This window comes from Mesorhizobium sp. 43Arga, from assembly GCF_053714255.1.
In genome coordinates this window covers 275,363-301,711 of sequence record NZ_JBSKBO010000001.1, presented here as the reverse complement: position 1 = coordinate 301,711, position 26,349 = coordinate 275,363, and the positions used below count along the sequence as shown (strand labels likewise).

Sequence of the window (26,349 nt, the reverse complement as noted above, 5' to 3'; positions counted from 1 at the left end):
CCGCCTTCTCAGCCCGCCGTCTTCGTCTGCCAGGCCTTGATCGCCTCGTCGAACACCTTCTCGCCGGGAATGCCTTTTTCCATGGTCAGCAATGCCCGCCGGCCAGTCTTGTAGACGACCGGAACGTCGATCCAGTCCTGGCCGCGCAGCAAGGTCATGTTGGCGTCCTCGTCGGCCTTGGTGTCGTTGAGCGCGACGAGGAAGAAGCCGTCGGCGATCTTGGCCGGGATGCCGATCAGTGGGCTGCCTGCATCCTGCTCGGAACTCTTCATCGCGACGCGCAATATGTTGTCGACGCCGCCGCCTTCAAAACCGTCGGGCGTCAGGAAGATCATCTCGATGATATGGCTGGCCGGCAGCGTCTGGTCGGTGTTGCGGCGGATGGTCATGCGCAACTGGATGTCCTTGCCGGGGATGGTCGCCTCGGCGCGGATCGCCGGCTCGGGCGGCAGGTCGCCACCGGGCGATTCCTGCACCAGCGACCAGACGATGCTGCCGGGCTCGGCCGAGCCCTGCGCGGTGCTGGTGCGCTCCTCATAGAAGATCGCCTTTTGGCCGACCGGCACCGAGGCCGCCGCCGGGGCAGCCGCCGGTGCCGCGGGCGCGGCGCCCGCCGGAGCGGGCGGCGGCGTGGCAGCGGCATTGGCCGGCGCCGCGGGTGCGGTTCCGTTGGCAGGCGCACCTGCGGCGGGTGCGGCGCCGTTGGCAGGCGGGGCTGCGGCGGGCGCGGTGCCCGCCGCAGGTGCGGTCGCGGCAGGTGCTGCCGCAGCTGGCGCCGCCGCGGGCGCGGCTGCAGCCGGGGGCGGATTGGCCGGCGCATTCGTCGCAGATGGCGGTGTCGTCAGCGCTGCGACGGATTCACCTTCGCCTATGCCGGTTTGTCCGCCGGCCGGGCCGGGATCGGTTTCGCCACCTTCGGGCGTCAGCCGCTGCGTGAATTTCGTCGCCTCGGCGCCTGCCGCGGGCGCCGGTGCCGGCGCGGCGTCGGTCGCCGGCTTGGCCGGCGCCGGTTTCACCGGTTCGGTCTTGGCGACGACCTTGCTGCCGCCCAGGCCCAGCATCTTGCCGAAGGCGCCCTTGTTCAGCCAGATGCCATAGCCGCCGCCGGCAATGACCAGCAAGGCGACGACGGCGGCGATCAGCCCGCCATAGCTGCGCCTGCGCTCGGCCGGACGCAGGCGGAAAGTATCGGCCGCCGCCGGCTCCTCATCGTTCGGGAAGACATCGGCGCGGTCATCGTCCTGGTCATCATCCGTGCCCGGCAAGGCACGATCGGCGAGATCGGGGGCCACCGGTTGCACCGGCGTGGGCTTCTGCCAGCTTGGCTCGGCCTTGGCTGCGGGCGGCGGCGCGGGACGGTAAGGCTCGGGCTTCGCGGCGGGCGCGGGACGGTAAGGTTCCGGCTTGGCGGCGGGCGGTGCCGGCCACGCCGGCTCCGCCTTCACCGGCTGGCGCGTATGGCTCGGCTGGTTCTTGTTGCGGTCGATCGAGGAAAAGATGTGTTCCAGCTCAGCGAGCGGATCCGTTTCCGGCACGCTCTTGGCATACTCGCGCTCGACGCTCGTAATGGCGTTTTCCAGTGAATGCTTTTGCGCGCTTATGGCTTCGGTGGCCAGCGGCGGCGAATATTCCTCGAGCTTCTTGGCCAGCATGGAGCGAACGCTGTCATAGATGCGCGTACGCTTTTCGGGCGTCTCGTCGCCGTGCCTGCCGAGCGCCTTTTTCAGAACAGCAACAAAATCTGCCATGCTTCAGTCGACCTGTATTTTTGCTTCCGCGCCGGCCCCCGCAAATCAGCCGAGATGCCCGGAAAGGCTTCAGAAACTAGTCTTGAAACGGATCGGTCACAAGTATCGTATCGTCCCGTTCCGGGCTGGTGGAGAGGAGTGCCACCGGCGCGCCGATCAACTCCTCTATGTATCGGACATATTTGACGGCCTGGGCCGGAAGGTCGTTCCAGCTGCGCGCGCCGGCAGTGGTGCCTTTCCACCCCTCCAGCGTCTCATAGACCGGTTCGACACGCGCCTGCGCGCCTTGGCTGGCCGGCAAATAGTCGATCATCTCGCCGTCGAGGCGATAGCCGGTGCAGACCTTGATCTCGTCCAGCCCATCGAGCACGTCGAGCTTGGTCAGCGCGATGCCCTTGATTCCGTTGACGGCGACGGCCTGGCGCACCAGCACAGCGTCGAACCAGCCGCAGCGGCGCTTGCGTCCGGTGACGACGCCGAATTCATGGCCGCGCGTGCCGAGGAATTCGCCGATCTCGTTCTTCTGTTCGGTCGGGAACGGACCTTCGCCGACGCGCGTCGTGTAGGCCTTGGTGATGCCGAGCACATAGCCGATGGCGCCCGGACCGACGCCCGAGCCGGCGGCGGCCTGACCGGCAACCGTGTTCGACGAGGTGACGAAGGGATAGGTGCCGTGGTCGATGTCGAGCAGCGTGCCTTGCGCGCCCTCGAACAGGATGCGCTCGCCGGCGCGGCGCTTGTCGTCGAGAATCTTCCAGACACGGTCCATATAGGGCAGGATCTCGTCGGCGACCGAGGTCAACTCGGCCATGATCGCGTCATGCGTGACTTCGCCATGGCCAAGCCCGCGCCGCAGCGCATTGTGATGCGTCAGCAGTCTGTCGACCTTCAGGGGCAGCGTTTCCAAATCCGCCAGATCCATTACCCGCACCGCGCGCCGACCCACCTTGTCCTCATAGGCCGGACCGATGCCCCGGCGGGTCGTGCCAATCTTCGTCCCGGAATTTGAGGCGGCGTCCTCGCGGAATCCGTCCAGCTCCCGGTGCAGCGACAGGATAAGCGCTGTGTTTTCGGCTATTTTCAGGCGATCCGGCGTCACTTCGACGCCCTGCGCCTTGAGCTTCGCCACTTCGGCCACGAAAGCATGCGGATCGAAGACCACGCCATTGCCGATGATGGACAGCTTGCCCTGCCGCACGACGCCGGATGGCAGCAGCGACAGCTTGTAGACCTTGCCGTCGACGACCAGCGTGTGGCCGGCATTGTGGCCACCCTGGAAACGCACCACGACATCGGCTCGCTCCGACAGCCAGTCGACGATCTTGCCCTTGCCTTCGTCGCCCCACTGCGAGCCGACGACCACCACATTGGCCATGTTTCTTTTCCCTTGAGACGCCGCCGAGCGGCTTGGATATGGTTCGAAACGACAGGCCTCTATAGCGTCAAGACCACGCGAGTGCGACCTTTCTTTGCCGCCGAAAACGCCCTGAGGCACAACAATTTTCGGCTTTGACATCATTTACTTGGGCTGCGAGGGGCAATAGGCCGGCAAACACCGCGACGCATCCGTCGCGGCCGGAATCCCGCGATGCATCGAAGCGCCTACTTATTCCTGCTGCTCACCACCTTGCTGTGGGGTGGCAATTCGGTGGCCGGCAAGCTGGCGGTCGATCACGTCTCGCCGATGATGCTTGTCTTCCTGCGCTGGATGCTGGCAGTGGCGATCCTGCTGCCGATCGGCTGGCGCACGATGCAGGAGGACTGGCCTGTGGTGCGCCGGCACTGGCTCATTCTGGCGGCACTCGGCGCCAGCGGCTTCACACTGTTCAACGTGATCTTCTACACGGCGCTCAACTACACGACGGCGATCAACGTCTCGATCGAACAGGCGGCGATGCCGATCCTGATCATGACGGCCAATTTCGTCTTCTTCCGGCTGCGCGTGAACTGGGCGCAGATCGCCGGCGTCGTGCTGACCATTGCCGGCGTGATCCTGACCGCTTGCCACGGCGATCCGCGCCGGCTGCTGACGCTGGAGCTCAATTTCGGCGACGCCATCATGCTGGTGGCGGTCATCCTTTACAGCGGCTATTCCGTCGGGCTGCGGCTGAAGCCGGCGCTGCGCTGGCAGAGCCTGATGCTGGCCATGTCGATCGCCGCGCTCATCACCTCGCTGCCCTTCTTGCTGTGGGAGGTCGCCGCCGGCAAGGCCATCGTGCCCGACGCGCGCGGCTGGACGGTCATCGTCTACACTGCGATCGGCGCCTCGGTCGTCTCGCAGATAACCTACATCAGGGGCAACGAACTGATCGGCGCCAACCGCGCCGGCCTGTTCATCAACCTGGTGCCGATCTTCGGCACGCTGCTTTCGGTGGTGATCGTCGGCGAGACGTTCCAGCTTTATCAGGCGCTGGCGCTTGTCCTCGTGCTGGGTGGCATCGGGCTTGCCGAACATAGTGGACGTAAGAGCGCGATGACCCGGCCGGCCAGGGCGCGCTGAGCAGCAAGAAGGCGCGACAAACGCCGCGCCTTCCGATCTAGGCGAAAAGCCTGGATCAGATCCCGCCGACGTCGAACTGCAGTCGCTTGGCGGAGTCGATCGACTTGTGCGCCCGCACCTGCTCCAGCACCTTTTCGGGGAACGGCGCGTCGAGATAGAGCAGCGCGATGGCGTCGCCGCCCGGCCGGTTGCGGCCAAGCTGGAAGTTGGCGATGTTGACGCCGTTCTCGCCGCACACCGTGCCGAGCAGGCCGATAATGCCGGGCGCATCGGCATTGGTGGTGTAGAGCATGTGCTGGCCGACCTCGGCGTCGAGGTTGATGCCCTTGATCTGGATGAAGCGCGGCTTGCCGTCCGAGAAGCAGGTGCCGGCGATCGAGCGCGTCCTGTGCTCGGTCTTGACCGTCAGCTTGATGTAGCCGTCGAACACGCCCGACTTGTCGCGCTTGACCTCGGCGACGATGATGCCGCGCTCCTTCACCATGATCGGCGCCGAAACCATGTTGACGTCGGAGACCTGCGGACGGATCAGCCCGGCAAGCGTCGCGCTGATCAGGGCGCGCGTGTTCATCGTCGCGGTCGAGCCGTCGAACAGGATCTCGACCTCCGTGATCGGGTCTTCGGTGACCTGGCCGACAAAGGCGCCGAGCACTTCGGCGAGCTTGACGAATGGCTTCAGCCGCGGCGCTTCTTCGGCCGTGATCGACGGCATGTTGATGGCGTTGGAGACGGCGCCTTTGATCAGATAGTCCGACATCTGCTCCGCGACCTGCAGCGCGACATTCTCCTGCGCTTCCGCCGTTGAGGCGCCGAGATGCGGCGTCGCCACCACGTTCTCCATGCCGAACAGGGCGTTCTGCTCTGCCGGCTCCACCTCGAACACGTCGATGCCGACACCCGCCACCTTGCCGCTCTTCAGCGCCGCGATCAGGTCGGCTTCGACGACCAGCCCGCCGCGCGCGCAATTGATGATGCGCACGCCGTTCTTCATCTTGGCGATCGCCCCGGCATCGATGATGTTGCGCGTCTTGTCGGTCAGCGGAGTGTGCAGCGTGATGAAGTCCGCACGGGCGAACAGCTCATCGAGTTCGACCTTGTCGACGCCGAGCTCCTCGGCACGCTTGTCCGACAGGAACGGGTCGAAGGCGATGACATGCATCCTGAGGCCGACGCCGCGCGTGGCGACGATCGAGCCGATATTGCCGCAGCCGATCACACCCAGTGTCTTGCCGGTGATCTCGACACCCATGAAACGGTTCTTCTCCCACTTGCCGGCATGGGTCGAGGCGTTGGCTTCCGGGATCTGGCGCGCCAGCGCGAAGATCATTGCCACGGCATGCTCGGCCGTCGTGATCGAATTGCCGAAGGGCGTGTTCATCACGATGATACCCTTGCGGCTCGCCGCCGGGATATCGACATTGTCGACGCCGATGCCGGCGCGGCCGATGACCTTGAGCCTGGTGGCGGCGTTGATCAGCTTTTCGGTGACCTTGGTCGCCGAGCGGATGGCAAGGCCGTCATACTGGTCGATCACTTCGAGCAGCTTTTCCTTGTCCTTGCCGAGGTCGGGCAGATAGTCGACCTCGACGCCGCGATCCTTGAATATCTGCACGGCGGTGGGAGAGAGTTTGTCAGAGACGAGTACGCGGGGCGCCATGGCGGCCTCCTTGAAATGGGATTGATCCGAGAATGGGCGGCCCGCGGGCCGCCACGGAAAATCTCAGGCCGCCGCTTTCAGCGACGCCTTCTGCGCGGCGAAGGCCCAGTCGAGCCAGGGCAGCAGCGCTTCGAGATCGGAGGTCTCGACCGTCGCGCCACACCAGATACGCAGACCGGGAGGCGCATCGCGATAGGAGCCGATGTCATAGGCGACACCTTCCTTGTCGAGCGTCGACACCAGCCTTTTGGCGAAAGCCGCCTGACCGTCGGCGTCGAGCGCCGCGACATCGGCATCGGTGAAGGACAGGCAGACCGAGGTGTTCGACCGCGTCGCCGGCTGGACGGCGAGATGGCCGAGCCACGAGGACTTGTCGACGAATCCGTCGAGCACCGCCGTATTGGCATCCGCCCTGGCGACCAGCGCATCGAGCCCGCCGATCGACTTCGCCCAGTGCAGCGCGTCGAGATAGTCCTCGACGCACAGCATCGACGGCGTGTTGATGGTCTCGCCCTTGAAGATGCCCTCGATCAGCTTGCCGCCGGAGGTCAGGCGGAAGATTTTCGGCAGCGGCCACGCCGGCTTGTAGCTCTCCAGCCGCGCGACGGCTCGGGGCGACAGGATCAGCATGCCATGCGCGCCCTCGCCGCCAAGCACTTTCTGCCAGGAGAAGGTGACGACGTCGAGCTTTTCGAAATCGAGCCTTTGCGCGAAGGCGGCCGAAGTGGCGTCGCAGATTGTCAGGCCCTTGCGGTCGGCGGGAATGAAATCACCGTCCGGCACGCGCACGCCTGACGTGGTGCCGTTCCAGGTGAAGACCACGTCACGGTCGAAGTCGATCTTGGAGAGATCCGGCAACTCGCCATAGCCGGCCTCGAGCTTGCGCACGTCGGGCAGTTTCAGCTGCTTGACCACATCGGTGACCCAGCCGGAGCCGAAGCTTTCCCAGGCGACCATGTCGACACCACGCTCACCGAGCAGCGACCACAGCGCCATCTCGACGGCGCCGGTGTCCGACGCCGGCACGATGCCGATGCGGTAGTCCGCAGGGACCTGGAGGATTTCGCGTGTCAGCTCGATCGCCTGTTCGAGCTTGGTCTTGCCGATCTTGGCGCGATGGGAACGGCCGAGCGCGGCATTTTTCAGCGCCTCGACCGACCAGCCGGGGCGTTTTGCGCAGGGACCTGAAGAGAAATTGGGATTTGCCGGACGGAGTCCGGGCTTCGTAGGTGTCGTCATCGTGGTCTATCCTTCCAGATAGTGGCCCCTCGTTGGGGAGGGGTGGCCCACGGACGGCGATATGCGTTCAGGCCTCGGGCGTCAAGAGGAAAGTTTTTGTCGCTGCCGGGATACCGGCGATCCGCGATCAGGATCGCGTGATCTCAAACGCGAACGGCGGACCGCCGGGATCCGCCGCTAACATCGTCGTCCGTGCCGGGTCTACCAGAGATCGTAGCGCAGCCCGAGCTTGATCTGGTGATTGCTGATGCCCTTGTGGACCGGGAAGGAGGTCAGGCTTGCAGCCGCGACATATTCGGCATCCGGGGCGGAGAAATACTGATAGCCCAGGTCGACCGAAACGTTCTTCGACACCTGGTAGGCAAGGCCCGCATTCAGCGTATAGGCCAAGGAATACTTTGTGCTGTCGTCTTGCTGGACGAGATCGTCGGTGGGATCGCTATTGTTGGTGAAGTAGCTGGCCGAGAGCTTGCGCGTGCTCTGTACGATACCGATGCCACCGCCCAGATAGGGGGTGATCCCGACATAAGTGCCAAGGTCGACATAGCCGTTGAGCATGAGCGAGTAGGCGTAGTTCTTTAGCTCCGCCGATGCGACGGTGGAGGTTGCCGGCGGCACGACGCTCAGTGAATCGTCGTAGCCAACGCCAATCTTGTTGCCTGGCAGATAGCCGAGATTGAGATCGGCGCGCAGATAGTCGTTGAAATGATAGCCGAAGCCGATGCTCGCAAAGATAGGATCTTCTTTCTCGTCGAAGCTCGCCGGCGTGAAGGCGAAATCATCGTTCTTGAAGCTCTTCTGCACCAGATAGGAGACGTCGCCGCGCAGATACCAGCCCGAGCCGACCTCGACCGGCACATAATCGGGCGCCTGGTCGGCGTAGATCGGCGGATCGTAGTCGGCTGCGACTGCCGGTGTCAGCGGCAAGAGGCCGAGTCCGGCAAGCGCCAGCACAATACGCGATTTGAGTGTCATGGTCCCCGACTCCCGGATTTGACGACACCTGCAATCGACATGGCAGCCATCGTTTCAGGAGGCATTGTTAACCATAGTGGTTAAGTCACAGTTAAGGCTAACAGAGCGTTAGCGAATTGATTTCGCTGGCGCGTAATCGCCCAAGAGTGGGCACCGTTCGAGGCGATGCTCCAGGCAATTCGTTGGCGCCAGCTCAAACGAAAACCGCCCGGCTGTGCCGGGCGGCTCTGTGATTTCTCGAATAGGTCTTACTTGGTGTAGATCGGCTCAGGTTCAGGCTGATAGGCCACCACCGGTGCCGCACACCCATTGTTGCCGCCGAACTGATAGCGCAGGCCGCCGCGCACCTCGTGGGTGTTGATGCCGCGGTCGAAGCCCGGGCCGGCGCTGCTCGCATCCCATTCGAACATGCGGCCGCCCTGGATATGGGAGAAGCGATAGCCCGCATCGAGGATGATCTTGTCGGTCAAGCAATAGGAGGCACCGGCCATGAGCGCGTAGGCGAAGCGCCAGTTCGATGCTCCGGGATTGGTCTCGGTGGTGTTCGGGTCGTAGAGGGTATCCCACTTGACCCGCGCGCCGCCGATACCGGCGCCGACATAAGGCGTGATGCCGTGCCAGGTGCCGATATCGACATAGGCGTTGGCCAGCAGCAACAGGGCGCTCATCTTCGACACTTCGGTCGAGGTCGAGACGAGATCCGAGGTACCGCCGTTGAAGTTCGACTTGAACCAGTAGTCGGCGGTCACGTCCGCACGGAGGTGCTCATTGATCTTGTAGCCGACACCGCCGCCGAGCGAGAAGCCGCCCTTGAGCTTGCCGTAGTCGAAACTCTTGCCGCCCGGTATGACCGTACAATTACAGGGATCGATGCCGTAGGTCATGTAGTCGATGCCGCGCACATCGGACTTGTGATAGTCGATGTCGCCACGGATATACCAGCCGCCGACGTCGACCGGTTGCTCGTAGACCGGCGGCGGCGCCTCTTCGACCTGCGGCTCAGGCAGGTCGGCTGCGAACACTGGCCAGGCCAGGCCCGCGAACAGCAGCGCGAGCAGGGCCTTTCTTGCTGTATTGAACATGCTTGTCACCCCTAGGAACCCTCGGCACGCGATCGCGTCCGAACGAGATTGGCTTTCAGGCGTGGATAATGAATTGGAAAAGTTAAAAGGCGTTTAACCCTGTCGATTAACCACGAATCTGTAAAATTCGAGGAATCCGGGCATGATTTCGATAGTAAGGGGGTCGATCCCCGGCCAACAAAAAAGCCCGCCGAAAAGGCGGGCCTGGATGCAACCGAGCAGCGACGTGGCGCCCCGGAGCAATTCCGTGAAACGGTGAAACACTCTGAGGGCGCCGGAGATCAGGCGGCGCTGCGGGTCTCCGAAATGACCTCGACAATGTCGTTGACGACGGCCTCGACCAGCTGCGGATCGTCGCCCTCGGCCATGACACGGATCAGCGGCTCGGTGCCGGACGGACGGATGACGAGACGCCCGGCCTTGCCGAGACGGTTGCGCGCATCCTCGATCGCGGCCTTGACCGGAGCTTCCTCGAGCGGCTTGCCGCCGGCGATACGGACATTCTTCAAGAGTTGCGGCACCGGCTCGAACTTCTTCGACAGTTCGCTGACCGGACGTCCCTGGCGCTTGATGCAGGCCAGCACCTGCAGCGCCGACACCAGGCCGTCGCCGGTGGTCGAGAAATCCGACAGCACGATGTGGCCGGACTGTTCGCCGCCGACATTGAGCCCATGCGCGCGCATATGCTCCACGACATAGCGGTCGCCGACCTTGGTGCGGTGCAACTGTAGTTTCATGTCGCCGAGGAAGCGTTCGAGGCCGAGATTGGACATGACCGTCGAAACCACGCCGCCGCCGGCAAGCCGTCCGCTCTGGTGCCAGGACTCGGCGATCATCGCCATGATCTGGTCGCCGTCGACGATCGCGCCGTTCTCGTCGACGATGACGACGCGGTCTGCATCGCCATCGAGCGCGATGCCGATATCGGCGCGCACTTCATGCACCTTCTTCTGCAGGCCGGCCGGATGGGTCGAGCCGCATTCCTTATTGATGTTGAAGCCATTGGGCTCGACATTGATGGCCACGACTTCGGCGCCGAGTTCCCACAGCGCCTCGGGGGCCACCTTGTAGGCCGCGCCATTGGCGCAATCGACGACGATCCTGAGGCCCGAAAGCGACATCGAGCGCGGCAATGTGCGCTTGGCGAACTCGATGTAGCGGTCATGCACGCCGTCGACACGCTTGGCGCGGCCAAGCCCGTCGGAATCGGCGAGTGTCAGTTCGATATCCTTGTCGAGCATGCTCTCGATGCGCTCTTCGATCTCGTCCGAGAGCTTGTAGCCGTCCGGCCCGAACAGCTTGATGCCGTTGTCGTAATAGGGGTTGTGCGAAGCCGAGATCATGACGCCGATATCGGCGCGCAGTGAACGCACCAGCATCGCGACGGCGGGCGTCGGGATCGGTCCGAGCAGGAACACATCCATACCGGCGGCGCAAAGACCCGCCACCATCGCATTCTCGATCATGTAGCCGGAAAGCCGGGTGTCCTTGCCCAGAACGACGCGGTGGCGGTGGCTGCCGCGTTGGAACGAAAGCCCCGCGGCCATGCCGACCCGCATGGCGATTTCCGCGGTCATCGGAAACTTGTTGGCGCGCCCGCGGATGCCGTCCGTGCCGAAGTAATTCCCTGCCATGCGAGTTCAATTCCCTAAAGGTTCTTTGCCGGCATCTCATGCCATAATTGGCCAGCGCGCCATGATCACATTGTGTGATTATATGTAACCAATCCTTAGAAAATCATTGTTGTGCACCGCACACAACAAGGCTGCGTCCTGACATGGCGCCACCGCGGCGTCGCAATATACCAGTTCTGCGAGCTATTCGCTGCGGATGCACGCGGAAAATCTTGTTTTTGACCCGGTAAGGAACAATGATTTCATCACCTTATCGGGAGAAGCGAGCTTTGGGCGATATATACGCCACTTAGCATCTGGCGCAACCGACCGTTGAGCGTTATTGATTCGCTGGGACGTATAATGGGCTGCTGCAACGGAGAAACGCCATGCTCATCCACCGACTTGCCACTTTGACCGGCCTCGCCGTAGTGACGTTGTTTCTGGCCGCGCCAGCCAACGCACTGACGATGGCCGAGTGCAGCACGAAGTATAACGCCGCCAAGGATGCGGGGACACTGGCCGGACAGACCTGGAACCAGTTCCGCAAGGCACAATGCGGCACCGATGCCGCCGCCACCACGGACACCAAGCCGGCCACGACCAAGGCGGCCGAAACGAAGCCGGCCAAGGCCACCGAAACGAAGCCGGCCAAGGCCGCCGCCGCGGCAGCCGACAGCACCGCGAAAGGCCTGACGGCCAAGGAATGCAGCACCAAGTACCAGGCGGCGAAGGCCGCCGGCACGCTGAACGGCATGAAGTGGAACGACTTCCGCAAGACCGAATGCGCCGCCGGCGCATCCGCCGCCGCTGACACCACCAAGCCTGCAACCACCAAGCCGGCAACCACCAAGGCCGCCGCGGCTCCCGCCGACGGCAAGGGCCTGACCATGGCCGAGTGCGGCGCCAAGTACCAGGCTGCCAAGACGGCGAACACGCTGAAGGGCCAGAAGTGGAACGACTTCCGCAAGGCCGAATGCGGCGCCGCCGCCTCCGATGACGACAGCGTGCCTGCTCCGAGCGAAGCAACTTACACCAAGGAGCCGGCAAAGCCGACGACGGTTGCGCCCAAGGGCGTCACCTTCCCGTCCGCGATCTCGACGAAATATGCCAGCGAGACCCCCGGAAAGGGCCGCATGCACACTTGCCTCGACCAGTACTATGCCCTCAAGGACGCCAATGCGCTTGGCGGCCTGAAGTGGATCCAGAAGGGCGGCGGCTTCTACAGCCTGTGCAACGCCAAGCTGAAGGGCTAAGCCACGCATTCCCCCGGATCGATGAGGCATGGGCCGGTTGAGATCGAATTGAGTTAGACGGAAAGTCTGGCAAGGACAGGCAAAGGCCCGCGATGCATCTGCTTCGCGGGCCTTTTGTTGCTCGCGACGACGCCCGCGGCCTTGCTCGCATCTATCGCGGGAGCTGTCGGCATCAATTCGCCCACACTGCCCACCGCCGGGCTTATCGCTGGCTCCCAAAGATTCTAGTTGAACATATCAGGAACAAACAGTATACAAAAGGATGTCTAACTTGTTATCAACCGGGAGGATCTTATGCCCAATTTGAAATTGGCGGTATTGGCTGTGACGGCATCGGTTGCTTGGAGCGTCGCCCCTGCAAGCGCACTGACGATGAAGGAATGCGGCGAGACCTATCGGACAGCCAAAGAAGGCGGCACTTTGAACGGCATGGACTGGGCCGCTTTCCGCAAGGAGAAATGCGCGACGCCCGCTGCGGAGAGTGTCAGCGGGGATGCCGTCAAAACCGCGCCGCAGCCGAAAAAGGAAACCGACGCGGCGGTCGCCCCCACTGTAGCGCCGTCAGGCGTGACATTCCCGACCACCCTCGCCGCCGAGTTCAAGACCGAAAAGCCCGCGAAGGCGCGGATGAAGACCTGCCTGCAGGGTTACCACGGCAACAAGGAGGCGGGTACGTTGAACGGCCTTCGCTGGATCCAGAAGGGCGGCGGTTATTACAGCCTGTGCAATGCGCGGCTGAAAGCTGAATCATAAAATCGAATACCGCGGATAAAGCGGTCACGCGGACGTTGAGCCGTGATCCTCGGGCTTGTCCCGAGGATCTGCTTTCCGCCCTGGTTCAGCTCGATGGCTGCGGCTCCATGCCGCCTTCGGGCTCGGGGCCTTTCTTCCGGCGGCCGCCGGACTTCGGCACGGCCGAGCCGCGGCTGGGCGGCGTGTCGTCGCCGAGGTCGCGCGCGGGCTTTTCGCCGGCGATCAATTGCTTGATCTCGTCGCCCGACAGCGTCTCGTATTCGAGCAAGCCCTGCGCCAGCGCGATCCATTCCTTCTTCTTCTTGGTCAGGATGGACTTCGCCGTCGAATAGGCCTCGTCGATCAGGCGGCGCACTTCGGCGTCGATGATCTGCGCGGTCTCTTCCGAGATGTTCTGCGTGCGCGCCACGGAATGGCCAAGGAACACCTCTTCCTGGTTGTCGCCATAGGCGACATGGCCGAGCTTGTCGGAGAAGCCCCAGCGCGTGACCATGGCGCGCGCCAGCTTGGTCGCCTGTTCGATGTCGGAAGAGGCGCCCGAGGTGATGTTCTCCTTGCCGAACTTGAACTCCTCGGCGACGCGGCCGCCCATCATGATGGCGAGGCGCGAGATCATGTATTTGTAGCTCATCGAATAGCGGTCGCCTTCCGGCAACTGCATGACCATGCCGAGCGCGCGGCCACGCGGGATGATGGTGGCCTTGTGCAGCGGGTCGGCCGACGGCACGTTGAGCGCCAGTATGGCGTGGCCGGCCTCGTGATAGGCGGTCAGCTCCTTCTCGGCCTGGGTCATGGCCGACGAGCGGCGCTCGGCGCCCATCATGATCTTGTCCTTGGCGTCCTCGAACTCGGCCATCGTGACGAGGCGCTTGTTGCGTCGCGCAGCCATCAGCGCCGACTCGTTGACCAGGTTCATCAGGTCGGCGCCGGAGAAGCCCGGCGTGCCGCGCGCGACCACCTTGAGGTCGACATTGGGCGCCAGCGGCACGTTGCGCACATGCACCTTGAGGATCTTCTCGCGGCCGACGATGTCAGGGTTCGGCACCACCACCTGGCGGTCGAAACGGCCTGGTCTGAGCAGCGCCGGATCGAGCACGTCGGGCCGGTTGGTGGCGGCGATCAGGATGATGCTTTCGTTGGATTCGAAGCCGTCCATCTCGACCAGCAGCTGGTTCAGCGTCTGCTCGCGCTCGTCATTGCCGCCGCCGAGGCCGGCGCCGCGATGGCGCCCGACCGCGTCGATTTCGTCAATGAAGATGATGCAGGGCGCGTTCTTCTTGGCCTGGTCGAACATGTCACGCACGCGCGATGCACCGACGCCGACGAACATCTCGACGAAGTCCGAACCCGAAATGGTGAAGAACGGCACGTTGGCTTCGCCGGCGACCGAGCGGGCGAGCAGCGTCTTGCCGGTGCCGGGAGGGCCGACCAGAAGCACGCCGCGCGGAATCTTGCCGCCGAGGCGCTGGAACTTCTGCGGATCGCGCAGGAACTCGACGATCTCTTCCAGATCTTCCTTGGCCTCGTCGACACCGGCGACGTCCTGGAAGGTGACGCGGCCATGCGCCTCGGTCAGAAGCTTGGCCTTCGACTTGCCAAAACCCATGGCGCGCCCGGATCCGGACTGCATCTGGCGCATGAAGAATATCCAGACGCCGAGGATCAGGATCATCGGCAGCCAGGAGATCAGGTAGCCGAACAGCGAATTGGAACCGTCGGTTTCAGGCCGCGCATTGATGGTGACATTCTTGTCCTGCAGCCGCGAGACCAACTGGGGATCGCCGGGCGAATAGGTCTGGAAGCCGGTGGAATTGTCGGTGTAGGTGCCGGTGATGCGGGCGCCCGCGATGGTCACCGTCTTGACCCGACCGGCCGCGACATCCTGCAGGAACTGCGAATAAGGCACGTCGCTCGAAGCCCCGCGCGTCTGCGGCGTCTGGAACAGATTGAAGAGAGCGATGAGCAGGACCGCTATGATCGCCCAGAGCGCGAGGTTGCGATAGTTCGGATTCATCAATTGTCCCGTTGGCGTCCGCGCACGGACAGCATCATGAGAGGAAACTTGGGCCTAACATAGGGAGAGCGTCTCCCCTTGCCAAGCAGAACAGCAAGTCTGGGTTAAGCTTTCGACCACCGTCAATCGGCACTGTGGCCGCCCAATGGCGAAGCGGGAAGCGGTGACGCGCCGATCAGTTCGGCGACGGCCCGCGCCGGCGCCAGATCGAAAGACGGCAGGAAGCGGGCAAACGGCGACACGACCGGTCGCGCCGCCAACGCTGGCGAGCGCGGCTCGCCCTGCGGCAAACCAGGGTTTTCAAGGGCTTGCCGCAATGTCGGTTCCGCGGCCAGTGCGGCACGCATCAGCCTTGCCGGGGTTTCTCCATCATCGATCGCCAGCCGCCTCGCTGCTGTCGCCCCCAACGGGACGATCAACAATGCGCCGGACCTGTCGTTCAATGTGATGTGGCGGCGGCCATCCCAGATGGTGTTGTCGACAGCGGTGGCGGCGGGCGGCAAACCCCGCGCCTCGCGGCGCAGGAAGAGACCTGCCCGCCGCAAATCGACCACCGTCCGCGACAATGTGGCGCAAAGAAATCCAGCCTTCAGCCGGCCGAACAGCGCCGCGCTGCGCGCCTGGTCCGGCAGGAAGGTAACGCCGCCGACGGTGGCCAGCAGGATGCGCATGGCATAGATAGCCGCTTGGTCGTCCGCGATCAGCAGAGCGGGATCGAGCCGGGTGAGGCCCGTGCTCGGCTGGCTGGCGAAGCGACGGATCAGACCGGCGGCGCTGGCGCCAAGCTGCCTGCGCTCGACCGCGGCGTGGCCGGCGAGCCGCAGCGCATTCTCCATATGCTCGGCACTTTCGCCGGCAAGTGCTGCGCGCACGCGCGGGCGCTCGAAGGCCTCGTCGATATTGGTCGGGTCATCGGCCCAGCCGATATGTTCGCGCCGCAGGAAATCGCGAAGCGCCGAGCGTCGGGTGCCCAGAAGCGGGCGAACGATCCACTCGCGCCAGTCATAGAGGGTGGCCGGCGCCATGCCGGCAAGCCCACGGCCTGCCATGTCGGCAAGCTCCCGGCCCCGTGCATGCCGCATCAGCACCGTCTCGGCCTGGTCGTCGGCGGTATGACCGGTGACGATCAGGCCGATGCCCTCCGCGCGCGCCGCCTCGGCCAGCAGATGGTAGCGCGCTTCCCGCGCCGCCGCCGGCAGGCCAGTCGATGGCTTGCGCCCGGACCAGGCCAGGATGCGGTGGGCGATGCCGCGCTCAGCGCACAGCTTCGCCACGGCTTGCGCCTCGGCTGCCGAACCCTGACGCAAGCCATGGTCGATCGTCACGGCCAGCAGCTTCGCGGACGATGCGGTTCGGTCGAGATGGTGTTTGAGAAGGAGAAGCAGGGCGGTCGAGTCGCTGCCGCCGGAGACGGCCGCAACGGCGCCGTGGGCAAAATCGATATGCGAAAAAAGTCTGGTCGAAAGATCAGGCTCGGTGTCGAGCATCAACGCATGTCGTCCAAAAGCAGTCGCGGTCCTGGGCTCAGGACATGCTTGGGAAAAATCAGCACGCAGCCAGGGCCTTCTCCTGCTTGACGCGTTCCTTGAGTGCATTGGAGATATCGGGGTAGCGCTTGCCGACTTCGCTGAAGGTGGCGCAGGCGACGTCGTGCTGCTTGAGGCCGACCAGCGACACGCCGAGCTTCAACAGCATGTCAGGTGCCTTCTTGGCCTTCGGATAGTCCTTGCTGGCGGCGAGGAAGACCTCCGCCGCGTCGCGGTATTTCTGCTGGCCAAGCAGCGATTCACCCAGCCAGTAATGCGCGTCCGCCGTCTTTGCATCGCGCGGGAAGCGCGAGATATGATCGCGAAAACCCTGTTCGGCGGTGCTGTAATCGCCCGACAGGATGAACTGATAGGAATTGCGGTAGAGTTCTTCCGGGTCTTTTGTGGAGGGCAGCGCCGCGACGATCGTGCCATTGGACTTGCCGGCCTTAGCCGGAGCGCCGGTGGCCGGGGCAGTATCTTGCGCCGGCGTGGTCGACTGGGTGTTGCCGCCGGCATCGATCACATTGCCGTTCTTGTCGACGGTGATCGAACCAAAGGTCTTTTCCTGCGCTCCCGTGCCGGGGATCACCTTGCCTGGGTCACCATCGGGCGATTCGACGATGACGTCCTCGACCGTCTTGCCGCCTGCGGACTGATTACCGCCGGGCGCGGCGGCGGCATCGGTCGGAGCCTGGGTTGCCGGGGCCGCCGCCACATCGGTGTTGGCGCCGGTGGTGGCGTCGGATTTTTTCTGCGCCGGAGGCTGTCCGCCTTGCGCGCCGCCTTCCAGCTGCTGGAAGCGGAACTCGTTGTCTTCCTGCTGCTTGCGGATCTGTTCCTGCATCTGCAGGATCTGGAAATTGAGCTCCTCGATCTTGCCGTTCATCTGGCGCAGCTGGTCCTCGAGCCCGGTAGCCCCGGCGCCGTTTGACTGCTGCGCGAGCTGTACCTGGTCGGGTTTCTTCTTGTCGCCGAAGAGGCTGGGCAGTTCGATGCTCGGCAGATGGAAGGAAAAGCCGCTGTCGGTTGACTGCCCTGTGCCGCCTGCGCCCGGACCGCTTGCCAGGGCGGTGAAGCCTGATAGGAGCAGCGCCGCAAGCGTGCCGCTCAGAACCGATCTCAAATGCATGTGCCTCTCGCCGTGTGTCGTTAGTCTGTTCGCGCCTTCCAATCAGAATGGGACCAGCCAAGCGCCCTCGGCTCATAGCAGGACGCGAGACTTCGGCCAAATTTTGTTTCGGACACCCGGATATGAAAAAGGCGGCCCGAAGGCCGCCTTTCGCGAAGCTGTGTTGCATTTTTGCCAGTCGGCGCGCTCGCGTCCCCCGACGCGCGGGCAACTCAGGAACCGGCGCCGCTGAGCGTGGTGACGGCGCGGCGGTTCTGCGACCAGCAGGAGATGTCGTCGCACACCGCGACCGGACGTTCCTTGCCGTAGGAAATGGTCTTCAGACGGCTGGAAGCGACACCCTTGGAAACCAGGAAGTCGCGGGCGGCCGCGGCGCGGCGGGCGCCGAGCGCCAGATTGTATTCGCGCGTGCCGCGCTCGTCGGCATGACCTTCGACGACGATGGCATACTGCTTGTACTGGTTCAGCCACTGCGCTTGGCGGGCGAGCGTCGTCTGCGCGTCGGCGCGGATCGAGGACGAGTCCGTATCAAAGAAGATGCGGTCGCCGATGTTGACGGTGAAGTCCTGCGCCGAGCCGGGCGTTGCGGCACCGGCGCCATTGAGACCGAGGTCGGCGGCATTGTTCGGTGTTTTCTTGGAAGCGCAACCGGCGATGGCGAGCATCGCCACCAGCGCGATCATGACCGGGTTTCTGGTAAGTGCTGCGATACGGCCCATGCCGCCTCTCCTTCGCATTTCGAGTGATTTCGTTGATCACCCAGTAACCACGTTTGGGTTAACCGGCATTCAAGAAACACGGTTAAAATTTGGTTTAGGCCGCCCGTCCGCAACCTTATGATCCAGGGTCACAGTTGGCGCGGACCCTAGGCGGAAATGCGGCCAAAACGCGACGAAGGCATGGAAAAGGGGCCGAAACGGCCCCTTTTCAGCATGTGTGGCAATTCGGCCGACGCTATTCCAGCAGCGGCGACCATGCCGGGTCCGAAGCAAAATTCGAGGTCGGGATCGGCTGCTCGTTGCGGCCGGTGAGGTCGACCGAAACCAGTTTCGGACCACCATTGGAGTCGCGGAAGAACATCAAGACGCGGCCATTCGGCGCCCAGGTCGGTCCTTCCTGCTGGAAACCGGACGACAGGATGCGCTCGCCAGAGCCGTCGGTCTTCATGACACCGATCTGGAACTCGCCGCCGGTCTGCTTGGTGAAGGCGATGAGATCGCCGCGCGGCGACCACACCGGCGTCGAATAGACGCCGTCGCCGAAGGAGATGCGGGTCTGGCCCGAGCCGTCGGCGCCCATCACATAGATCTGCGCGCGGCCGCCGCGGTCGGAGGTGAACACCACCTTGCTGCCGTCCGGTGAATAGGAAGGCGAGGTGTCGATGGCGGTCGAGTTGGTCAGCCGTGTCGTCGAGCGGCTACGCAGGTCCATGGCGAAGATGTTGGAATTGCCGTCGTCGCGCAGCAGGCTCATGATCACCTTCTGGCCGTCGGGCGAGAAGCGCGGCGCGAAGGTCATGCCCGGGAAATTGCCGACCAGTTCGCGCTGCCCGGTCTCGATCTGCAGGAGATAGACCCGCGGCTGGCCGCTTTCATAGGACATGTAGGTGATTTCCTGCCGGTTCGGCGAGAAACGTGGCGTCAGCACGATCGAGCGTCCGTCCGAGAGATAGCGGACATTGGCGCCGTCCTGGTCCATGATGGCCAGGCGCTTCTTGCGTGCGTTCTTGGCGCCGGACTCGTCGATGAACACCACACGCGTGTCGAAATACCCCTTCTCGCCGGTCAGCCGCTCGTAGATGGCGTCGGCGATGATGTGGGCGACGCGGCGCTGGTTGGCGTCGTTGGCGAAGAACTGCTCACCCGACATCTGCTGTCCAGCGAAAGTGTCCCAAAGCCGGTACTGCGCACGGATGCGGCCGTCGGCTTCCTTGCTGACACTGCCGGTGACCAGCGCCTGCGCGTTGATAACCTTCCAGTCGTCGAAGCGGGGGGCGGCATCCGGGTTCGAGATCTTCTCGATGAAGGCGCTCTTGTCGATCGGCGCGAACAGGCCGGAGCGTTTCAGGTCGGCTGTGACGATCTGGGAAATCTGCGCGCCAAGCGCGTCGCCGCCCTGGAAATCCGTGATGGCGATCGGCAGCGGCTCGACATTGCCCTTATTGACGTTGAGCTCGACGAGCGCCCATGCCGGCATGGGGACTACGGCCGTCATGCCCAGCGCCATGGCTGCAATCGTCAGGAGCGGCTTGAGGAAGGATCTCATATCTTCTCGCTTCTCTTCTTTGATTGGGTGGGCGCCAGGCCTAGAGGCCGAGCATCTCCCTTGGATCGAACGTGACCCGGATGTCGTTCCAGATGTCCTGCTTGCCGGCGGGAACCTGCAGGCCGGCCACGTCGCATTTTTGAACCGCGCGCACCGCGCTTTCATCGAACTGCCGGTTGCCGCTCGACTTCTCGACAGACGGGCGGCCATCGAGCTTGCCGGAATTGTCCAGGTTGAAGCGCACGACCACGACGAAATTCTCCGAGCCCTCAAGGCCGGCCGGCAATGTCCAGCACCCACCCAACTGGCTTTCCAGGGCGCCCTGTTCCGACTTGGACAGCTTCTGACCCTGGTCCTTGTCGCCGCCGAGCGAGGCCTGCTGCGTCGAGCGCTTGGCGCCGCCGCCGGATGGCTTCTGCTTGTCGAGCAACGCGGAGATCTCGTTCGCGTTGAATTGCTTGTCGTCGGACTTCGGTTTCGACGAGGCTTCCTTGACCGGCTTGTCGGCATCCTTGCGCTCGGGGGCCTTGGCGCTTTCGGCCTGTGCCGGCTGCGGCTTCGGCCGTGCTTCCGGTGCGGGCGCCGAGCTCGGCAACCGCGTCTCTTCGGTCGGCGGATCCTTGGCTATGGCCTCGGCGACGGCATCCGGCTTAACCTCGGGCGTCGGATCTATTGCGGCGGTCTTGTCCTGCGGCGGCGGGGTCGGCGCCGGCTTGGCCGGCGTCGGCTTGGGCTCGGTCTGCTTGACCGGCTCGGGCTTGACCTCTTCCTTCGGCGTCGGCGCGGGCGCTACTTCCGTCGCCGGAATGGGCTTCGGCTTTTCCTGCGGCTTCGGCACGTCCTCGGTCTTCGGTATCTCCTTGGGAGTCGGGGCGGGCGGCGGGGCCGAAGTCATATCGACGGGCTTCGGCTTGGCCTCCGGCGTTATCGGCTTGTCGGTGTCGACGCTGTTTTCGCCGACCTTCTGCGCGGCCGGCACGATGTCGGGACGCTGCGTTGGCAGCGGCGCCGGCTTTTCATGCATGACGGCCTTCTTGTCGCCCTGCAGCGTCTGCGCGATGGCTTCCATCGGCACGATGTCGACCGCGACGGACTCGACATCGGCGGACGGAAGCGCGGCCGGCGCCGACAGGGTGAACAGGCCGAAGGCCAGCACCGCCGTGTGCAAGATCACCGATGTGGTGAGGCCGGTCTTCATCTCGCGTCTATTGATCCTGTTCCTGCAGCGAAACCAATCCGATATTCTTGTAACCAGCGGCCGAAATGCGGGCCATCACCTTCATCGCCGTGCCATAGTCGGTGGACTTGTCACCACGGATGAAGATGCGCTCCTCGTAACCGGTCTTCGAGATCGCCTGCAGCTTGGCCACCAATTCCTCGATCGGGATCTCGGTTTCCTGCAGGAAGATCTTGCCCGTGGCGTCGATCGAGACCGTGATCGGCTGCGTGTCGGCATTCATCGCCTTGGCCTGCGTGTCGGGCAGGTCGATCGGCACGCCAACCGTCAGCATCGGTGCGGCGACCATGAAGATGATCAGCAGCACCAGCATGACGTCGACCATCGGGGTGACATTGATTTCCGACATCAGCCCATGGTGACGGCCGCGCCGCCTGTGGCCGCGCCCGCCGCGTCCCGCCATGCCTACGGACATACCCATCAGTTACTCCTCAGGCCTTCGGCGCGACTTTTTCATCGATTTGGCGCGAGAGTATGGCGGAGAACTCGTCGGAGAACCCTTCCATGCGCACCGCGAGCTTGCTCGCATCCGATGACAGCTTGTTGTAGGCGATAACGGCCGGGATGGCGGCGAGCAGGCCGATGGCCGTCGCCAGTAGCGCCTCGGCGATGCCGGGTGCGACAACCGCAAGACTGGTGTTCTTGGAGCCGGCGATGGCCTGGAACGAGGTCATGATGCCGATGACCGTGCCGAACAGGCCGATGAACGGGGCTGCCGAGCCCGTGGTGGCGAGAAAGCCGAGGCGGCCCTCCAGCTTCTCCATCTCGCGCGTCAGCGCCAGATCCATCGCCTTGTCGATGCGGGTCTGCAGCCCGAGCGGCGTCTTGGCGCCCTTCTCGAAACTCTTTTTCCACTCGCGCATGGCGGCGACGAAAATGGCGCCCATGCCTGATGTCTTGCGGTCGGCGAGCGTGCGGTAGAGTTCCTCCAGCGACTGCCCGGACCAGAAGACCTGCTCGAAGCGGTTAAGCGCCAGCCGCATGCGGCCATAGGCAACCAGCTTGTCGATAATGATCGCCCAGGTCCACACCGAGGCGCAGAGCAGCCCGATCATGACCAGCTTGACCACCCAGCTGGCCTGCATGAACAGCGCCCAAATCGACAATTGCGCGCCCGGATCGGCCAGTGCGATATTTTCCATCGTTACGTCCTTAAGATTTTCCGGGCGAAGCTGGCGGCTGGCCCCTGGCATCCCTTGTGGTCGGTTCGCACGAAGCTACCGGACGCCCCAAACCGTGCCGTTAGCGGCCTTTTCAGGGCAAATATTGGTGAAAGGAAGGCGTTGGATAACGCCAATCTTCACCAATCTCTTCATGAACCGTTATGGTTAAGGATGGGTTAGTAGATAAGGCGCGGCGCATTGCCGCGCCTGATGACGGGCCCGATGCGTGCGCAAGCTCCGCTGTCGGCCAAATCCGTTCAATCAGCCGAAATACGAGACTTGGGCATGAACGCTGCAACCCATTCCCTGGGAAAACGCCTCGGCCTGCCATTCTCGCCGATGATCGCCGCCTCGACCTTGGCTTCGACCAGCATCTCGTCGTCGCGCTTGAGCTGCTGCGCCATGAAGATGCGCGCGCCGGAAATCGTGTCGGTGCGGGTGTCGACGGTCAGGATGTCGTCGATGCGGGCGGGGCTGCGGAAATCGATCTCCATGCGCCGCACCACCCAGACGATCTTCTCGCCATGCTTGCCGTCGGCGAGTTCCGTGTGATGCACGCCGGCGAGTCTGAGATAGTCCGAGCGGCCGCGCTCGAGGAATTCGAGATAGCGCGCGTGGTAGACGACGCCGGAGAAATCGGTGTCGGCATAGTAGACACGCGCCATCAGCCGGTGGCCGAACGCCGTCAGCGCCCCGGAAAGCCCGGCCAGCAGTGCCGCCGATTCACCATGATCGTCCATTGCGCTTCCTTTTTCAGTCGCGGCGGGGCACCTGTTCCGCGCGTGACATGGCATCGGATGGCACCGTTGACGGCGATGATCAAGAGTTTGATGGCGGCGCTGCTGGTGCTGATGGTCTTGGCGCTACCTGGTCAGGCAACGACTTTCACCATGAAGCGCGGCCTCAATCTCGACCAGTGGGTCACCTGGCCCGGCGAGGATCAGTGGGGCGACGCCAAGACCATACTGCCCTATCCGGAATGGCGCAAATTCCTTGGGGATGACGATCTCGGAGCTCTCAAGGAAGCGGGTTTCGATTTCCTGCGCATGCCGGTCGACCCCTCGCCCTTCCTGTCCGACCAGACAACGGCTTTGCGTGACGACCTCTATGCCAGCGTGCTGGACTCGGTGCGCATGATCAACCGCGCCGGCCTGAAGGTAATCGTCGACATGCACCTGATCCCAGCCGGCGGCAGCCGCAAGATCGGCATGGCTGAGGTGATGGACGATCCCCAGACCTTCGACCGCTACGTCGATATGGTGCGCGAGATGGCCCGCACCCTGACCGGCGAGGACCCCGAAAAGGTCGCCTTCGAGCTTATGAACGAACCGATCGTCGACTGCGACAGCGACGGCACCAGCCTGTGGCCGGACCGCCAGCGCGAATTGTTCGCCGCGGCACGATCCTCGGCGGCGAGACTGACCCTGGTGCTGACCGGCGCCTGCTATTCCGCCGCCTCATCCCTGCAGAAGATCGATCCCAAGGCGATCCCCGACGACAATGTCATCTGGACTTTCCACTCCTATGATCCGTTCCTGCTTACCCATCAGGGCGCGACCTGGGCCGGCGACTTTATTCCATACGTGACCGGCCTGCCTTATCCGCTCGACGCCGTGCCGAAGGAGCGGCTCGATCTGACGCTCGACGCCATCCGCGCCCGGATCAAGGCCGAGGCGCCGTGGACACGGCAGAGCGGCCTGCTTGCCTATCTCGACGAACAGGTCGCCAGCATGGACAGCCCCGACAAGCTGCTCGGCCTCCTGGACGCGCCGTTCAAAAAGGTTGAGGCATGGGCGAAGACCAACGGCATCAAGCCCGAAAACGTCACGCTGGGCGAGTTCGGCATGATCCGCCAGGAATATGGCAATGCCTATGTGATGCCGGTGCAGTACCGTGCCGCCTATGTCCGGGACATGATCGCCCGCGCCGAGGCACATGGTTTCTCATGGTCGGTGTGGAGCTATGGCGGCGCCTTTGGGATCGTCGATGCCTTCAATGGCGACAAGGCCGAACCTGGTGTGATGGACGTGATCCGCTCGCTTCACTGAGAGCTGCTCTCAGCCGAGGTCGATCTGCAGGATTTCCGGCCGCACGCCGAAACGCACCGGCATGATGCTGAAGCCGAGCCCGCCCGAGACGATCAGATTGCGGTCGTTCTCGACGACATGGCCATAGGCATAGCGGTTGCCGAAACGCGACGGCACGACAGGCGAATAGCCGAACAGCCGCACCTGCCCGCCATGGGTGTGGCCCGACAGCGTCAGCGAAACCCGCCCCGGTACGGTCGGGAAAATATCCGGCTCATGGGCGAGCAGGATGATCGGCCCGGTGTCGCCAACCTTGGCCAGCGTGCCGTCGAGATCGTCGAGCCCCTTGCAGTCGTCGCCCTTCCTGGCCGGCAGCAGCGCCAGTTGGTCGGCAAGCCCAGCGATCCACACGCCCTGGCCATCCTTCTCCAGGCGCACGACATCATTCTCAAGCACCGGGATGCCGACCTTTTCCAGGGCCTTGCGTGCGATGATTGGGCCTGCCCCGGCGCGTTGCGCAAAGCCGTCGCTCCACCAATCATGGTTGCCAAGAATCGACAGAACGCCGAGCGGCGCGTTGAGGCCCGACAGCGCGGAGGCCCATTGCGACGGCGTCACAGGTCCCGTAAGGGGCATGCCGGCGATATAGTCACCCAGCAGCACGATAAGGTCCGGCTGCAGGGCATTCGCGTCTTCGACGAGAGAAGCGATCCGCTCCTGCGTCATCCATGGCCGGCAGGCATGGATATCGGCGAGCGCCACAACCCGCAGCTTGAGGCCATCGGGCCAGTGCGGCGGCGTCAGCGCATAGCGCTTCACATGGGTCAAGAGCATCGGCTCGATGCCGACCGCATAAGCGCCGAGCGCGGCGGCCGTCAGGAACGACCCGCCGATGAAGCGCAGGAACCCGCGTCTGGTTATCATGGATTGGCTCCCCGGCCCTTCGATCGCAGCGGTTCCCCGCACGCCTTCGATAAAATACAGGATTACGCCGGCAAATCGGCGAAGACGCGCAGATTTTGCGCAGGACGGGTCACATATCCTTGATCATTGGTCCGGAACCGGCGGCTGAACGGTTGCGCCGCTATTCTTCCTGGAACAGGTTGATCTGCTGCTGCGCAAGGTCCTTTGGCGCGTCGAGGCCGAGATGGCGCCAGGCGTTGGCCGTCAACATGCGGCCGCGCGGCGTGCGCTGGATGAAACCCTGCTGGATCAGATAGGGCTCTATGATGTCCTCGATGGCGTCGCGCGGCTCGGACAGGCCAGCGGCAATCGTCTCGATGCCGACCGGTCCGCCACCGAAATTGCGGGCGATCATCGAGAGATAGCGGCGGTCGAGGGCGTCGAGGCCGAGCGCGTCGACTTCCAGCCGTGTCAGCGCCTCGTCGGCGATCAGACGATCGACATGGCCGTCGCCGGCGACCGAGGCGAAATCGCGCACGCGGCGCAACAGCCGCCCTGCTATGCGCGGTGTGCCGCGCGCGCGCCGTGCGATTTCCAGCGCGCCGTCGTCGCCGAGCGGCATTTGCAGGATGCGCGCGCCGCGACGGACGATCTGCTCCAGTTCCTCGACCGTGTAGAAATTGAGCCGCACCGGGATGCCGAACCGGTCGCGCAGCGGATTGGTCAGCAAGCCAAGCCGCGTGGTGGCGGCGACGAGGGTGAAACGGGCGAGGTCGATCTTGACCGAACGCGCCGCCGGCCCCTCGCCGATGATCAAATCGAGCTGGAAATCCTCCATCGCCGGATAAAGGATCTCTTCCACCGCAGGGTTGAGCCGATGGATCTCGTCGATGAACAGCACGTCGCCTTCTTCAAGATTGGTCAGCAGCGCGGCGAGATCGCCGGCCTTGGCGATGACCGGTCCCGACGTCGAGCGGAAATTGACGCCGAGTTCGCGCGCCATGATCTGCGCCAGCGTCGTCTTGCCCAGCCCCGGCGGCCCGACGAACAGCACATGGTCGAGCGCCTCATTGCGGCCCTTGGCGGCCTCGATGAAGACTTTGAGGTTAGCCCGCACCGCCGCCTGGCCGACAAAGTCGGCGAGCGTCTGCGGCCGCAAGGTCTGATCGGCATCCTCTCCGCGTTTTTCCGGAGCTATGAGACGGGGCGACAGGCTCATGCTGTCTTCCTTGCATATGGCAGGGGGACGGACCAGCGAG

General features: G+C 63.8%; 22 protein-coding genes. 4 read left to right on the top strand and 18 right to left on the bottom strand.

Annotation, left to right across the window (positions count from 1 at the left end; translation table 11 throughout):
* Nucleotides 1–8: 8 nt before the first annotated feature.
* Nucleotides 9–1,748 carry a hypothetical protein gene (locus ACWGS8_RS01425; RefSeq protein ID WP_454579270.1) on the bottom strand — a complete coding sequence of 580 codons (1,740 nt, stop codon included), beginning with the start codon at nucleotides 1,746–1,748 and terminating at the stop codon, nucleotides 9–11.
* Between the two features lie 76 nt (nucleotides 1,749–1,824).
* Entirely contained in the window at nucleotides 1,825–3,123 is a 1,299-nt protein-coding gene (locus tag ACWGS8_RS01420; RefSeq protein WP_010912013.1) for an adenylosuccinate synthase, read from the bottom strand.
* A gap of 213 nt (nucleotides 3,124–3,336) precedes the next feature.
* On the opposite strand from ACWGS8_RS01420, the gene ACWGS8_RS01415 reads away from it, so the two are divergent.
* The gene (locus ACWGS8_RS01415) at nucleotides 3,337–4,248 is read left to right on the top strand and encodes a DMT family transporter (protein ID WP_454579269.1); all 912 of its coding nucleotides are present in this window, start codon (nucleotides 3,337–3,339) and stop codon (nucleotides 4,246–4,248) included.
* 55 nt (nucleotides 4,249–4,303) lie between these two features.
* On the opposite strand, the gene serA is transcribed toward ACWGS8_RS01415, so the two are convergent.
* From serA to glmM, 5 genes are all read right to left on the bottom strand, one after another.
* Nucleotides 4,304–5,905, bottom strand: a complete 1,602-nt coding sequence (serA, locus tag ACWGS8_RS01410) for a phosphoglycerate dehydrogenase (protein ID WP_454579268.1) — start codon at nucleotides 5,903–5,905, stop codon at nucleotides 4,304–4,306.
* A gap of 63 nt (nucleotides 5,906–5,968) precedes the next feature.
* Nucleotides 5,969–7,144 (bottom strand): phosphoserine transaminase, encoded by a 1,176-nt coding sequence (locus ACWGS8_RS01405; RefSeq protein WP_454579267.1) that lies wholly within the window; start codon nucleotides 7,142–7,144, stop codon nucleotides 5,969–5,971.
* A gap of 201 nt (nucleotides 7,145–7,345) precedes the next feature.
* Entirely contained in the window at nucleotides 7,346–8,119 is a 774-nt protein-coding gene (locus ACWGS8_RS01400) for an outer membrane protein (RefSeq protein ID WP_454579266.1), read from the bottom strand.
* A 248-nt stretch (nucleotides 8,120–8,367) separates the two neighbouring features.
* The gene (locus ACWGS8_RS01395) at nucleotides 8,368–9,201 is read right to left on the bottom strand and encodes an outer membrane protein (RefSeq protein ID WP_454579265.1); all 834 of its coding nucleotides are present in this window, start codon (nucleotides 9,199–9,201) and stop codon (nucleotides 8,368–8,370) included.
* A gap of 281 nt (nucleotides 9,202–9,482) precedes the next feature.
* A complete protein-coding gene (gene glmM / locus ACWGS8_RS01390; protein WP_095772060.1) occupies nucleotides 9,483–10,835 on the bottom strand; it encodes a phosphoglucosamine mutase in 1,353 nt (450 codons plus the stop codon).
* A 368-nt stretch (nucleotides 10,836–11,203) separates the two neighbouring features.
* Here glmM and ACWGS8_RS01385 point away from each other — a divergent pair, with 368 nt between their 5' ends.
* Both ACWGS8_RS01385 and ACWGS8_RS01380 read left to right on the top strand, forming a co-directional pair.
* A complete protein-coding gene (locus ACWGS8_RS01385) occupies nucleotides 11,204–12,070 on the top strand; it encodes a hypothetical protein (protein WP_454579264.1) in 867 nt (288 codons plus the stop codon).
* A gap of 294 nt (nucleotides 12,071–12,364) precedes the next feature.
* Nucleotides 12,365–12,823, top strand: a complete 459-nt coding sequence (locus ACWGS8_RS01380) for a hypothetical protein (protein WP_454579263.1) — start codon at nucleotides 12,365–12,367, stop codon at nucleotides 12,821–12,823.
* Between the two features lie 85 nt (nucleotides 12,824–12,908).
* Here ACWGS8_RS01380 and ftsH read toward each other — a convergent pair whose 3' ends face one another.
* The 9 genes from ftsH to ybgC form a co-directional block, all read right to left on the bottom strand.
* A complete protein-coding gene (gene ftsH, locus ACWGS8_RS01375) occupies nucleotides 12,909–14,837 on the bottom strand; it encodes an ATP-dependent zinc metalloprotease FtsH (RefSeq protein ID WP_019861731.1) in 1,929 nt (642 codons plus the stop codon).
* A 122-nt stretch (nucleotides 14,838–14,959) separates the two neighbouring features.
* Nucleotides 14,960–16,324, bottom strand: a complete 1,365-nt coding sequence (gene tilS, locus ACWGS8_RS01370) for a tRNA lysidine(34) synthetase TilS (protein WP_454579262.1) — start codon at nucleotides 16,322–16,324, stop codon at nucleotides 14,960–14,962.
* 58 nt (nucleotides 16,325–16,382) lie between these two features.
* Nucleotides 16,383–17,495, bottom strand: a complete 1,113-nt coding sequence (ybgF, locus tag ACWGS8_RS01365) for a tol-pal system protein YbgF (RefSeq protein ID WP_454579261.1) — start codon at nucleotides 17,493–17,495, stop codon at nucleotides 16,383–16,385.
* A 212-nt stretch (nucleotides 17,496–17,707) separates the two neighbouring features.
* A complete protein-coding gene (pal, locus tag ACWGS8_RS01360; RefSeq protein ID WP_010912025.1) occupies nucleotides 17,708–18,214 on the bottom strand; it encodes a peptidoglycan-associated lipoprotein Pal in 507 nt (168 codons plus the stop codon).
* Nucleotides 18,215–18,449: 235 nt separating this feature from the next.
* A complete protein-coding gene (gene tolB / locus ACWGS8_RS01355) occupies nucleotides 18,450–19,760 on the bottom strand; it encodes a Tol-Pal system beta propeller repeat protein TolB (RefSeq protein ID WP_454579260.1) in 1,311 nt (436 codons plus the stop codon).
* 40 nt (nucleotides 19,761–19,800) lie between these two features.
* The gene (locus ACWGS8_RS01350) at nucleotides 19,801–20,958 is read right to left on the bottom strand and encodes a TonB family protein (protein WP_454579259.1); all 1,158 of its coding nucleotides are present in this window, start codon (nucleotides 20,956–20,958) and stop codon (nucleotides 19,801–19,803) included.
* A 7-nt stretch (nucleotides 20,959–20,965) separates the two neighbouring features.
* Nucleotides 20,966–21,418 (bottom strand): protein TolR, encoded by a 453-nt coding sequence (gene tolR / locus ACWGS8_RS01345; protein WP_454579258.1) that lies wholly within the window; start codon nucleotides 21,416–21,418, stop codon nucleotides 20,966–20,968.
* Between the two features lie 10 nt (nucleotides 21,419–21,428).
* Complete coding sequence (tolQ, locus tag ACWGS8_RS01340; protein WP_010912029.1) at nucleotides 21,429–22,139, bottom strand: protein TolQ; 711 nt, start codon at nucleotides 22,137–22,139, stop codon at nucleotides 21,429–21,431.
* 278 nt (nucleotides 22,140–22,417) lie between these two features.
* Complete coding sequence (ybgC, locus tag ACWGS8_RS01335) at nucleotides 22,418–22,900, bottom strand: tol-pal system-associated acyl-CoA thioesterase (protein ID WP_454579257.1); 483 nt, start codon at nucleotides 22,898–22,900, stop codon at nucleotides 22,418–22,420.
* 57 nt (nucleotides 22,901–22,957) lie between these two features.
* Here ybgC and ACWGS8_RS01330 point away from each other — a divergent pair, with 57 nt between their 5' ends.
* On the top strand, nucleotides 22,958–24,208 hold the full coding sequence (locus ACWGS8_RS01330; protein WP_454579256.1) for a glycoside hydrolase family 5 protein: 1,251 nt from the start codon (nucleotides 22,958–22,960) through the stop codon (nucleotides 24,206–24,208).
* A gap of 9 nt (nucleotides 24,209–24,217) precedes the next feature.
* Here the strand turns inward: ACWGS8_RS01330 and ACWGS8_RS01325 are convergent, their stop codons facing one another.
* Both ACWGS8_RS01325 and ruvB read right to left on the bottom strand, forming a co-directional pair.
* Nucleotides 24,218–25,111, bottom strand: a complete 894-nt coding sequence (locus tag ACWGS8_RS01325) for a metallophosphoesterase (protein WP_454579255.1) — start codon at nucleotides 25,109–25,111, stop codon at nucleotides 24,218–24,220.
* Nucleotides 25,112–25,271: 160 nt separating this feature from the next.
* On the bottom strand, nucleotides 25,272–26,309 hold the full coding sequence (ruvB, locus tag ACWGS8_RS01320; protein WP_010912034.1) for a Holliday junction branch migration DNA helicase RuvB: 1,038 nt from the start codon (nucleotides 26,307–26,309) through the stop codon (nucleotides 25,272–25,274).
* Nucleotides 26,310–26,349: the final 40 nt, after the last annotated feature.